Consider the following 11510-nt stretch of genomic DNA (forward strand, 5'->3'; position numbering starts at 1 on the left):
TGGTGGCGGGTGAGGGATTCGAACCCCCGTAGGCGTTGCCAGCTGATTTACAGTCAGCCCCCTTTGGCCACTCGGGTAACCCGCCAGGGTGCGTGCCGACGATCGTCGGACCGTTCCCGCGGCCCGCCCCGAGGGGACGGCCGTGGTCGCAGTCGTCGCTCGCGCGGCGTGCCGTGGAAGGATAGCAACACCCGGGCCCCACCGAGAAAACGGCGGCCCGCAGGAGGACGAGCGACGGCCGGCAAGCGGCGGTCGCGACAGCACGGGAGGGCTATCCATGGCGAGCGAGTCGTCGTTCGACGTCGTCAGCAAGGTCGACCGGCAGGAGGTCGACAACGCGCTCAACCAGGCGGCGAAGGAGATCGCCCAGCGGTACGACTTCAAGGGCGTCGGGGCGTCGATCGCGTGGTCCGGCGAGTCGGTCCTCATGATCGCGAACTCCCCCGACCGCGTGCTGGCGATCCTCGACGTGTTCGAGTCGAAGCTCATCAAGCGCGGGATCTCGCTCAAGGCGCTCGATTTGGGCGACAAGGAGCCCAAGCCGTCGGGCAAGGAGTACCGCCTGGCCGCCGGCATCAAGGAGGGCCTGTCGTCGGAGGTCGCCAAGAAGCTCGCGAAGATCGTGCGCGACGAGGGCCCCAAGGGCGTCAAGACGCAGATCCAGGGTGACGAGCTGCGCGTCTCGGCCAAGAGCCGCGACGACCTGCAGGCCGTGATCGCGCTGCTCAAGGGCTCCGACGTCGACGCGGCCCTGCAGTTCACCAACTACCGCTGACGCGGACGAGCGCCGCACAGCCGCGCCCTCAGGGGCGACGGTGTGCGGCGCTCGTGCGTCCGAGGGCCGGGCTCAGTAGCGTGTGAGCCCGCCCTGCGCACCGGCCTGCGCCTCGAGCCTGGCGATGCGCTCCGCCATGGGCGGGTGCGTGGCGAACAGCCGCGCGACGCCGGCGCCCTTGAACGGGTTGGCGATCATGAGGTGGGAGACGTTCTCGAGCCGTTGGTCCTGCGGGAGCGGGCGGGCCGCGGTGCCGGCCTCGAGCTTGCGCAGCGCGGACGCGAGCGCGAGCGGGTCACCGGTGAGCGACGCGCCGTCCTCGTCGGCGTCATACTCCCGCGTGCGGCTGATCGCCATCTGGATCATCATCGCGGCGAGCGGCGCGAGGAACACCATGAGCAGCCCGGCGATCGGGTTGGCGCCCTCGCGCCGGTCCCCGCCGCCGAAGAACATGGCGAACTGCGCGACCGACGTGATGACCCCCGCGACGGCGGCCGCGACCGACGACGTGAGGATGTCGCGGTTGTAGACGTGCTGGAGCTCGTGCCCGAGCACGCCGCGCAGCTCACGCTCGTCGAGGATCTGCAGGATCCCGGACGTGCAGCACACGGCCGCGTTGCGCGGGTTGCGGCCGGTCGCGAACGCGTTGGGCGCCATGGTCGGCGAGACGTACAGGCGCGGCATGGGCTGGCCCGCGCGCGTCGAGAGCTCGCGCACGATGCGGTACATGGCGGGCTGCTCGACCTCGGTCACGGGGACCGCCTGCATGGTGCGGATCGCGATCTTGTCGGAGTTCCAGTAGCTCACCGCCGTCATCACGACGCCGATCGCCGCGAACAGCAGCACGAACTTCGGCGTGCCGCGTCCCAGGATCCAGCCCAACCCCAGCAGCACCGCCCACATGACGCCGAACAGGGCCGCCGTCTTGAGGCCGTTGAAGTGGTGCCGAGTCCCCATGCTTTCCCTCCGCTGGTCGTCGCACCTGGAAGAACGCATCAGGATCCTGTCGCGTTCCCCGGTGCCGCGCCCGCGCACGACGAGAGGCACGGCCCGCTCGGTGGTGCGGCGGGGTCAGCCCTTCGCCGTGCGACCGAGCGAGATGTCGACCATCTCCTCGCGCGGGACGACCTTGACGCGCTCACGCCCGTGAGGCTCGCCGAGCGAACGCTCGTACGCGTCGAGCAGCTGCCACCCGGACCACTCGATGACGTCGACGCCGCGCGCGGCGAGGAACTCGGTGACCGCGGCGGGGTCCCGCTCCGCGGCGGTGTAGAACGCCTCGCCACCGGCCTCGACGTCCTCGCTGAGGTGGCGGATCGTCTCCGACGCGTCGGACTTGGTGTGGCCGATCAGGCCGACGGGACCGCGCTTGATCCAGCCGGTCGCGTACACGCCCGCGAGGGGCTGACCGTCGACGTCCACGACCCGGCCCTCGCGGTTCGGGATGACGCCCGCGACGTCGTCGAACGGGATGTCGACGAGCGGCGAGCCGAAGTACCCGACCGCGCGGTAGACCGCCTCGACCGGCCAGTCGTGCAGCACGCCCGTGCCGGTGACGTTGCCGTCGCCGTTGAGCGCCGTGCGCTCGGTCCGCAGCGCGACGACCTTGCCGTCCTCGCCGAGCACCTCGACCGGCTTGTGCAGGAAGTGCAGGTGGATGCGGCGCGACGCCGTGAGCTCCTCGGGCTCCTTGAGCGTCCAGTCCGTGAGGGTCTTGACGACCTGCTTGGTCTGGTTCGAGGAGTGGATCGCGGCCATCGACCCCTCGTCGAACTCGAAGTCCTCGGGGTAGACGATGACGTCGACGTCCGGGACGTGGCCGAGCTCGCGCAGCTCGAGCGGGGAGAACTTCACCTGCGCGGGCCCGCGGCGTGCGAACACGTGCACGTCGCTGATCGGGTTCGTCTTGAGGATGTCGTAGACGTTGCCCGGGACCTCGGTGGGCAGGAGGTCGTCCGCGTGCTTGGCGAGGATGCGCGCGACGTCGAGCGCGACGTTGCCCGCGCCGATGACCGCGACGGTCCGGTGCTCGAGCGGCCACGTGCGCGGCACGTCCGGGTGCCCGTCGTACCAGGACACGAAGTCGGCGGCGCCGAACGAGCCCTCGAGGTCGATGCCCGGGATCGGCAGCGCCGCGTCGCGGATCGAGCCGGTCGAGAAGATGACGGCGTCGTAGAACTGGCGCAGGTCGTCGAGCTTGAGGTCCGTGCCGTAGTCGACGTTCGCGAGCAGGCGGATGTCACCGCGCTCGAGCACCTTGTGCAGCGCGACGATGATCTGCTTGATCCGCGGGTGGTCGGGGGCCACGCCGTAGCGCACCAGGCCGAACGGCGCGGGCAGGCGCTCGAACAGGTCGATGCTGACGTCGAGGTCGGTCTTGGACAGGATGTCCGAGGCGTAGATGCCGGCGGGACCGGCGCCGACGACGGCGACGCGCAGGGTCGGGGTGCTCACGGGCGGACCTTCCGATCGGGGACCAGACGCCCCGCTGCCCCTCGTGCTCCAGCCCCTGGGCGGCCTTCCGAGGTGCGCCCGGGACGGCCCCTCTCGGCGCGGTCACGGCAGGCAGGGCGGTTGCTGCGCGACATCTTAGGCCGACCTCACCCACGTGCTGGACACCCGCGCCAGCATGCGGACAATCGCCCACGATGCGGGCCGCGCCCGTCCGCACGCGGCGACGGGGTGGTGCGGGCACCTCCACGCGCCCCCACCACCCCGCCCGCGGTCCACGCACCCCGGTCCGGAGCGCGCGGCCGTCACTCAGCGCCGGGTCACCAGCGCCAGCTCTCGGTCAGCGTGAGCGTCCCGCCGGACGGCACCGTCACGGTGCGGTTCGCCCCGCTCTCCCAGGTCACCGCGCCGTTCGCCTCCTTGCGGACGTACTTGTACGCCACGGTGCTGCCCGGCGTGAGCGCCACGGACGCGCGCCACACGGGGTACGACGCCGACGACAGGGGCACCGCCTTCGCCGGGTCCCAGCCGCCGAGGGCGGCGACGTCACCGACGACGAAGATGTTCTGCCCCCAGGTCGTCGTCGCGTTCACGCCGAACGACACGGCCGCGCTCGTCGGCGCCGTGGGCGACGGGCTCGCGGTGGCGGTGGGTCCGGTGCCGGGACGGGCCCCGACGTGCAGCGCCACGGCTCCGTTCGCGGGCACCGTGAAGGTCGCGGCGCCCGAGGACGCGACGGTCACGCTCGTCCCCGAGCACGTCTGACCCGCGCCGCCGGAGATCACGTCGCAGTAGGTGCCCGCCGGCAGGCTCGTCGTGAACGTGCGGGTCAGCGGGGCGCCCGAGCGGTTGATGGCGACGTAGCCCTTGTCGCCGCGGCCGAACGCGATCTGGTCGTAGCCGTTGTCCCACCAGCCGACGACGCCCGCGGTGCCGACCGCGTTGCGGAAGCCCACCATGTGCGCGGTCTCGTTCCACCGGTGCGCGCACGTGAACGTGCCCTGCCCGCACACCGCGTCCAGCACCTCGCCCGAGCCGGTCTGCGGCGCACCGGCGTCGTTGTTCGAGAACGCATAGCCCGAGTACACGGTGGGCCAGCCGTACGGGTACGCGAGCATGAACACGTTCGCGAGCCGGTACGACGAGCCGTTCTTGTAGCTGAGCGTCTCGCCGTTGCGCTCGGTGTCGTGGTTGTCGACGAACACGCCGGCCTTCCCCGACGGCAGGAGCCACGACGCGCTGGTCAGGCCCTGCAGGGACGTGAGGCTGCCGCCGCCGAACGCGCTCTTGAGGTGCCGCGCGTAGGTGAACTCGTGCGAGTCGCCGATGCCCAGGTACTCGCTCGGCTGGACAGGCTCGCCGGCCGCGCCGATGACCTCCTGCACGATGTAGACGCTCTGGTCGGAGAGCAACGCCTTGATCGCGGCGAGGTCGGCCGCGGCGATGTGCTTGGCGGCGTCGACGCGGAACCCGCGCACGCCGAGCGAGATGAGGTCGTTCAGGTAGTCCGCGATCTCCTGGCGCACGTACGACGAGCCGGTGTCGAGGTCCTGCAGCCCGACGAGCCGGCAGTTCTGCACCTGGTACCGGTCGGTGTAGCTCGAGATGTTCGACCGGCACGCGTGGAAGTCCTGCGGCCCGTAGCCGCCGGCGGGGCCGGGGTAGCGCTCCTCGGTGAACGAGGTCCCGGCCCAGCCGGTGCCGCTCGTCTGCCCCGTCATGTGGTTGACGACGACGTCCGCGACGACCTGCACGCCCGCGGCCCGGCAGGTGTCCACCATGGCCCGGTACTCGGCGCGCGTGCCGAGCTTGGACTCGATCCGGTAGCTCACGGGCTGGTAGGAGGTCCACCACTGCCCGCCGAGCACCGGGTGCTCGTTGGGCGGGGAGGTCTGCACCCAGGCGTAGCCGTCGGGACCGAGGTGGGTGGTGCACTCGTCGGCGATCGCGTCCCAGGTCCACTGGAACAGGTTGACGCCGACGTTGCGCGTGCCGGGCGGCGCGGCGCTCGCGGGCGACGCGCCCAGCGACGACGCGGCGACGAGCGTGCCCCCGAGTGCGAGCGCGGCGCCGACGAGGGCGGCGAGCGCGCGACGCGCGAGGGGGCGGGTTCGAGTGGTGGTACGCACGGCAGCTCCTCCTGCTCGGGCCGGCGTCGTCGCCGGCCGGATCGGGTCGCCGCGCCGTCGCGGCGACCGTGCGCCGGCCGTGGCCGGCTCGGGGCGCCACGTCCGCGGACGGACGAGGAGGAGGTGACCGGACGACGAGCGTCCGGGGCGCGCCCCGCACTCAGCACCACCCTGCAACGAAGTCGCAAGGGCGGTGAAATTTGCTGCAAACGGACAGTAGAGGCAGCGCGGGGCCCCGTCAACCGGACGCCCGGGTGTCGCGCGCGGCCCGGCGACGCGCGTCGTCCTAGGGTCACGCCATGCGCGCGGACCCCTCCCCCGGCCCCGTCCGCCCGCAGGCACCGGCCGGCGGACCCGCGGACCGGCGCGGCCTCGCGAGCGGCGTCGCCGCGTACGCGCTGTGGGGCCTGCTGCCCCTGTACTTCACCGTGCTCGCACCGGCAGGACCCGACGAGATCGTCGCGCACCGCGCGCTGTGGTCCCTGCTCGTGTGCGCCGCGCTGCTCACCGCGACCCGCACGTGGCGCGCGTTCGTCGTCGTGCTGCGCGACCGGCGCACGCTCGGCCTGCTCACGCTCGCCGCGGTCCTGCTCGCCACGAACTGGCTCGTGTTCGTCCTCGCCGTCGCGACCGACCGCGTCGTCGACGCCTCCCTCGGCTACTTCGTCAACCCGCTGGTCACCGTCGCCCTCGCCGTCACCGTCCTGCACGAGCGCCTGCGGACCGTGCAGTGGGTGGCGCTCGGCTGCGGCGCCGCAGCCGTCGCCGTGCTCACGCTCGCCTACGGGCGCGTCCCGTGGATCGCCCTCACGCTCGCCGTCTCGTTCGGGCTCTACGGGCTCATCAAGAGCCGCGTGGGCAGGCACGTCGCCGCGGTGCCCGGGTTCGCGGCCGAGACGCTCGTGCTCGCGCCCCTCGCGGCGGGGTGGCTGGTCTGGCTGCACGTCCAGGGCGCCGGCACGTTCGTCGGGAACGGCATCGGGCACGCCGCGCTGCTCGCGCTCTCCGGCGTCGCGACGACCGTCCCCCTCGTACTGTTCAACAGCGCCGCCGCCCGGCTGCCGCTGTCCGTGGTGGGGCTGCTGCAGTACCTCACCCCCCTGCTGCACCTGGTCATCGGGGTCGTCCTCCTGCACGAGCCCATGCCACCCGCACGGTGGTGGGGGTTCGCCCTCGTGTGGCTCGCGCTCGTCGTGCTCACCGTCGACGCCGTGCGCACGTCACGCGCCGCGGCGCTCGCCCGCCGGGCGGGACCGCGCGTCAGCGCGGCAGGACCGCGGGTGCGTCGACCACCACGACCGTGACGTTGTCCGCCGCACCCGCCGCCACCGCGGTCGCGACCAGCCGGTCCGCCGCCGCCTGAGGATCCGCCTCCGCCTTGAGGTCCGCCTCGATGCGCTGGTCCGGCAGGGCGTCCGTCAGGCCGTCCGAGCACACCAGCATCCGGTCCCCGGGGCTCACCGCGAGCACGTCCACGTCCGGCTCCACGGTCGGCGCACCGCCGCCCAGGGCCCGCGTCACGACGTGCCGCCACGGGTGGTGCGCGGCCTCGTCCGGCCGCACCACCCCGTCCGCTACGAGCTCGGCGACCTCCGAGTGGTCGCGCGTGACCTGCTCGAGCACCGCACCGGCCATCCGGTACGTGCGCGAGTCGCCGACGTTCAGCACGACCCAGCAGACCGTCGCCTCGTGGACCGTCAGCGCGACGCCCGTCGCCGTTCGTCCCCGGGCGCCGCGTGCCCTCGCTCGCGAGCGCACGCACCCGCTCGTGCGCCTCGACCAGGGCCGCGCGCACCTCGTCGGGACCCGGCGCCCGCCCGACGAGCGCACGGAGCACCTCGACCGCGGTCGCGCTCGCGACCTCACCCGCGTCGTGCCCGCCCATGCCGTCCGCGACGACGAACACGTCGGTGTCCGCGAGCAGCGCGTCCTCGTTGTGCGACCGGCCGCCCTGCGACGTCGCCGCCCCCCAGCGCACCGCGAACGGCAGCGCGCTCATCGCGACCTCCGCGGGCCGACGAGCCGCCACGCCAACGCCACGAGCGTGACGACCGTCGTCGCCGCCAGCACCCACCACACGGCCGTCGCACGCACCGGCTCGAGCGGGTCGACGCTCGCCGGCACGGCGACCGGCGTCACCGCGGCGACCGGCGGCCCGTCCGTGCTCGTCGGGTTCGGCGGACCGACCGCGGTGCCGTCGTCCACGTGCTGCAACGCCTGGTCGGGACGCACCACGCCCCACCCCGTCTCGCGCGTGCGCTCGTGCGCGACCGCCCGCGCCGCCGTGACCTCGAGCCGGTACGCCCACTGCGCCGGGGTCTCGTCGGGGAACCGCTGCGCGACGAGCGCCGCAGCCGCCGACACGTACGCCGTGGACCAGCTCGGCGCCGGGGCGTCGACCGCGAACCAGCAGTCCCCCGCGCCCCGGTACACCCCGAGCACGTCCTGGCCCGGTGCGGCGACGTCGACGTGGTCGCCGTGGATCGAGGCGTCCGTCGCGTTCAGGTCACGGTCCACCGCGGCGACCGCGAGCACGTCGGGGTAGGCCGCGGGGAACCGGGGGCCGTCCGCGTCGTCGTCCGCCGTGTTGCGGTTGCCCGCGCTCGCGACGACGAGCGACCCGTTGCTCGTCGCGTGCTCCACCGCGGCGCGCAGCGCGGGGTCGTCGGCGTCGCTCGACATCGACACGTTGACCACCTGCGCGCCGTGGTCGACCGCCCAGCGGATGCCCTCGGCGATCCGGCCCGGGTCCGGGTCGGTGCCGTCCCGCTCGGCCTGCGAGTCCTCGCCGTAGTAGACCCGCACCGGCAGGATGCGGGCGCCCGGCGCCAGACCCCGCACGCCCGAGCCCTCCACCGGGCGCGCCGCGATGATGCCCGCGACCGTCGTCCCGTGCCCCCACGTGTCCTTGCGGCCCGCGTCGGCCGTGCCGGGCCGGACCACGTCGGTCCCCGCGAGCACCGCACCCGCCAGGTGGGGGTTGCTGTCGTCGACACCCGAGTCCACGACCGCGACCGTCACGCCGTCGCCCGTCGCGAGCTGCCCCGCGCGCTGCGCCCCGAGCTGCGCGAGCGCCGGCGGCTCCTCGTCGAGGTACCGCGGCGCCTCGCCGCCGCAGCCCTGCTCCGGCGCCGCGTGGGCCGCGGGCGCTGCGACGACGAGCGCACCCGAGAGCAGCCCGGTGCCCGCGCAGCCGAGCAGCACCGCCGCGACGCCCCGTCGCGCCCGTCGCGGAGCGTGAGGGGCTCGCGTCACGACGTCACCGGCGTGCGCGCCGCGTCGACCGTGAGGTCCGGGCCCGTCTCGAACAGGTCGACCCAGGCGGGCGGCACGACCGTGACGTCCTGCGCGGAGTAGCCCAGCCGCGTGAGCACGTCGTCGTCACCCGCGTCCACGGACGACAGCCCGAACCGGCGGCCGGTCTCGTCGATCAGCGCGTGCACGCCCTTGCCGCCACCCGTCCGCGACAGGACCAGCGCGCCGCCACCCGGGGCCACGTGCACGCCGGGGCGCAGCTCCTGCGTCGTCGAGACGAGCTCGACCCCGCCCTCGTCCCCGGGCGACAGGACGACGCACGGCGCGGCGTCCGACGCGATCGCGCCGACCTGCTGCTCCGGCCAGTCCGCGGGGGCCAGCGCCGTGGTCGTCTGCGCCGCACCCACGTCCGCGAGCGTGAGCGTCACCGCCTCCGTACGGGACTGGTAGAGGCCCACCGCGAACGGCGTCAGCGGCGCGACCTGGCCCTCGTCGTCGACGACGTACCAGCGGTCCGCGGTGCCCGTGCCCGCGACCCGCACGAGCGTGCCGACCGTCAGGTCCCCGAGCGGCGAGCCGGCGGGTAGCGGGTCGCCCGCGCCGTCCACGGTCAGCAGGCGCAGGTCGGAGCCCTCGGGCACGAGGTTGAGCCACGACGCGGGCACGTCCACGGGTGCCACGGTGTCGAGCCCGACCGCCCGCAGCACCGCGGACTCGTCGGCCGGGACGCGGTGCCGCAGGCCTCCCGCCACGACGAACGTCTCCCCCGCCGACCGCGCGACGAGCGCGCCGCCCGCCTCGGTGGGCAGCTCGACGCCGACCGACGCGGACAGCGCGTCACCCGCGACGCACGCGGTCCACCCGTCCGCGACCAGCGACGACGCCGCGGGGGGCGTGTCGGGCGCCCCGACGATGCCGATCGTCTCGCCGCGCTGCGTGTCCGCGATCACGTCGGGCGCGAGCTCGACCACCTTGAACTGGCCCGACTCCACCGCGAGGCGCGCGCTCGTCGTGTTGACCACGGGGTGCAGCACGCCCGCGAGCGACACGTACCGCGTCCCCTCGCCCTTGACGACGACGAGCCGGTTGGCCTCCCAGCCCGCCGGGTCGCTGCGGATCGCGCCCCACGCCAGCGAGCCGATGACGACGAGGACCGCGAGCGAGACGCCCGCGACGACGCCGCGCATGGGTTTGGTCGGCTCGAGCTCCTGGCCGCCCGGCGCGCCGCTGACGAACGCGGTCAGCAGCCGACGACGGCTGAAGGACTGCGCCTCGACGAGGTCCCGCTTGGCTGCCACGCCCGCTCCCGGGTCAGACCATGCCCGCGGCGGCGACGCCGAGCGGCAGCAGGACGGCCAGGCAGGTCATCTCGACCGTGTCGCCGACGCGCGCGAGCGCGACCCGCCGACGCGGGGCCACGAGCCCGAGCGCCACGAGCGCCGCGACAGCCGCTGCCGCCGCGCAGACGAGCGCCGTGCGCCAGCCGGGGTGCACGAGCGCCGCGACGACGAGCGTCAGCGCGAGCCCCGTGATCCCCAGGCACACGACGACGAGCACGTCGGCCCGCGCGTACGACTGCCGCGTCGACAGCAGCAGGCCGACCCAGCCCACGACGAGCAGCGTGGTGCCGAGCAGGCCGGAGGGCACGAGCGTCGGGGTCGCGACGAGCGCGAGCACGCCGACCGCGACGCGCAGGGCGAGCTGGATGCGGTACCCGGCGTCCAGCTGGCGGCGGACGGCGTCCGGGTCGACGGGCGCGGGGTCGAGCAGGATCTCCGCGTCGCTGCGCGGCGAGACGACGCGCAACGGGGTGCTCGCGAGCGCGAGCCACGGCACGCCGATGCTCGCGGTGAGCACGACCGCGACCACCACCGCGAGCACGTCCGCAGCGGCCGCACCCGTGAGCTCGACCGTGGCGCCCACGACGCCGAGCGCGAGGCCCAGCCCGATGGGCGCGATCGCGGTCTCCCGGCCCGCGGGCAGAGCCGCGACCGCGAGCAGACCGGCGACGACGAGGCCAGCACCGGCCAGCGCGGCCGGCCACCCCCCACGTCGGCGAGCCGGTCCCGGCGGTGAGCCCCGCGACCGCGGCCGGCAGACCGGCCGCGAGCACCAGGACGCGCCCCGCGGACGCGTCGCGGCCCGTGCGCGCGACCACGGTGCCCGCGGCGACCGCGAGCAGCGCGGCGAGCGCCGCGACCACGGGCGCGAGCTGCGACGACCGGTCGGCGGTGAGCAGCAGCAGCGAGGTCGCGGCGACGATCGCGGACGCGCCCCAGGCCGCGCCCAGCGCGCTGTCGTGCGGCGTCCACGGGCGGAACCGCGCCTCGACCGCGTCCGCGACGGCCTCGACGACGTCGTCGTACACCCGGGGCTCGGGCTGCTCGGCGCCGGACTCGAGCGCCAGGACGGCGCCGTCCTCGACGCCGGACGCGATGAGGCTGCGCGCCGGGTCGATCGTCGCGCCCTCGGCCGTCACCAGGCGGTACCCGCCGTAGACCGACGCGGCGTCCAGGACCCCGAGGGCGCGCGCGAGGCCCGGCACGATCTCCACGACGGCCACGTTCCCCGGTGCCCCGAGGTCGATGCGGCGGTCGCCCGCCGTCACCGAGATCCGCAGCAAGGTGCCGACGGGGGCCGTCGGGGTGCTCGGATCGGTCATCGGCGTCCTCGTGGTCGTCGGCAGGTCGCCGGTCAGCATAGCCACGCGCGAGCGTCCCCGAGGTGCGCTCGTGACCTGCGGCTCCTGCCTCGGCTCCGGACGCGCGTCCGGACGTGGGCCGCGCGGTGCGGTCGGGTGACGCCCGGGCGCCGGTTGTCCACAGGGCGTCACCCGTCCTCGGCGCGACGGTGCCCGGTTCGGTTACGTTGCCACCGGTTCGCGAGGAGCTCGCGGACTC

10 protein-coding genes, 1 tRNA gene and 1 pseudogene are annotated in these 11510 nt (G+C 74.5%); 3 read left to right on the plus strand and 9 right to left on the minus strand.

Annotated elements, in window-relative coordinates:
• A tRNA-Tyr gene (locus tag CUD01_RS15565) sits at positions 1 to 85 on the minus strand.
• Between the two features lie 192 nt (positions 86 to 277).
• On the opposite strand from CUD01_RS15565, the gene CUD01_RS15570 reads away from it, so the two are divergent.
• Positions 278 to 775 (plus strand): YajQ family cyclic di-GMP-binding protein, encoded by a 498-nt coding sequence (locus CUD01_RS15570; protein WP_141322419.1) that lies wholly within the window; start codon positions 278 to 280, stop codon positions 773 to 775.
• Between the two features lie 72 nt (positions 776 to 847).
• On the opposite strand, the gene htpX is transcribed toward CUD01_RS15570, so the two are convergent.
• The 3 genes from htpX to CUD01_RS15585 form a co-directional block, all read right to left on the minus strand.
• On the minus strand, positions 848 to 1732 hold the full coding sequence (htpX, locus tag CUD01_RS15575) for a zinc metalloprotease HtpX (protein ID WP_094180787.1): 885 nt from the start codon (positions 1730 to 1732) through the stop codon (positions 848 to 850).
• 114 nt (positions 1733 to 1846) lie between these two features.
• Entirely contained in the window at positions 1847 to 3229 is a 1383-nt protein-coding gene (locus tag CUD01_RS15580) for an FAD-dependent oxidoreductase (RefSeq protein WP_141322421.1), read from the minus strand.
• 317 nt (positions 3230 to 3546) lie between these two features.
• Complete coding sequence (locus CUD01_RS15585) at positions 3547 to 5355, minus strand: carbohydrate-binding module family 20 domain-containing protein (protein ID WP_141322423.1); 1809 nt, start codon at positions 5353 to 5355, stop codon at positions 3547 to 3549.
• Between the two features lie 299 nt (positions 5356 to 5654).
• On the opposite strand from CUD01_RS15585, the gene rarD reads away from it, so the two are divergent.
• Positions 5655 to 6659 carry an EamA family transporter RarD gene (gene rarD / locus CUD01_RS15590; RefSeq protein WP_141322425.1) on the plus strand — a complete coding sequence of 335 codons (1005 nt, stop codon included), beginning with the start codon at positions 5655 to 5657 and terminating at the stop codon, positions 6657 to 6659.
• On the opposite strand, the gene CUD01_RS17185 is transcribed toward rarD, so the two are convergent.
• The 4 genes from CUD01_RS17185 to CUD01_RS17190 form a co-directional block, all read right to left on the minus strand.
• The gene (locus CUD01_RS17185) at positions 6616 to 7023 is read right to left on the minus strand and encodes a PP2C family protein-serine/threonine phosphatase (RefSeq protein WP_244937806.1); all 408 of its coding nucleotides are present in this window, start codon (positions 7021 to 7023) and stop codon (positions 6616 to 6618) included. The genes rarD and CUD01_RS17185 overlap by 44 nt on opposite strands.
• A 327-nt stretch (positions 7024 to 7350) precedes the next feature.
• The gene (locus tag CUD01_RS15600; protein WP_166772190.1) at positions 7351 to 8610 is read right to left on the minus strand and encodes a S8 family serine peptidase; all 1260 of its coding nucleotides are present in this window, start codon (positions 8608 to 8610) and stop codon (positions 7351 to 7353) included.
• Entirely contained in the window at positions 8607 to 9908 is a 1302-nt protein-coding gene (gene eccB / locus CUD01_RS15605; RefSeq protein ID WP_141322429.1) for a type VII secretion protein EccB, read from the minus strand. The genes CUD01_RS15600 and eccB overlap by 4 nt, the downstream gene beginning before the upstream one ends.
• Positions 9909 to 9921: 13 nt before the next feature.
• Complete coding sequence (locus tag CUD01_RS17190) at positions 9922 to 10641, minus strand: hypothetical protein (protein WP_443090752.1); 720 nt, start codon at positions 10639 to 10641, stop codon at positions 9922 to 9924.
• 41 nt (positions 10642 to 10682) lie between these two features.
• Between CUD01_RS17190 and CUD01_RS17455 the strand changes: the two genes are divergently transcribed.
• Complete coding sequence (locus CUD01_RS17455) at positions 10683 to 11108, plus strand: hypothetical protein (protein ID WP_443090751.1); 426 nt, start codon at positions 10683 to 10685, stop codon at positions 11106 to 11108.
• Here the strand turns inward: CUD01_RS17455 and CUD01_RS17460 are convergent.
• Positions 11069 to 11311, minus strand: a pseudogene (locus CUD01_RS17460) (EsaB/YukD family protein); the annotation flags it as partial. The gene CUD01_RS17455 and the pseudogene CUD01_RS17460 overlap by 40 nt on opposite strands.
• Positions 11312 to 11510: the final 199 nt, after the last annotated feature.

It is taken from the genome of Cellulomonas uda, from assembly GCF_006538705.1.
Classification (GTDB): domain Bacteria; phylum Actinomycetota; class Actinomycetes; order Actinomycetales; family Cellulomonadaceae; genus Cellulomonas; species Cellulomonas uda.

What these genes read in the sequence shown, in the direction of transcription:
- CUD01_RS15570 (WP_141322419.1), top strand. Translation starts at nt 278, where the DNA reads ATGGCGAGCGAGTCGTCGTTCGACGTCGTCAGCAAGGTCGACCGGCAG.
- htpX (WP_094180787.1), bottom strand. Translation starts at nt 1,732, where the DNA reads ATGGGGACTCGGCACCACTTCAACGGCCTCAAGACGGCGGCCCTGTTC.
- rarD (WP_141322425.1), top strand. Translation starts at nt 5,655, where the DNA reads ATGCGCGCGGACCCCTCCCCCGGCCCCGTCCGCCCGCAGGCACCGGCC.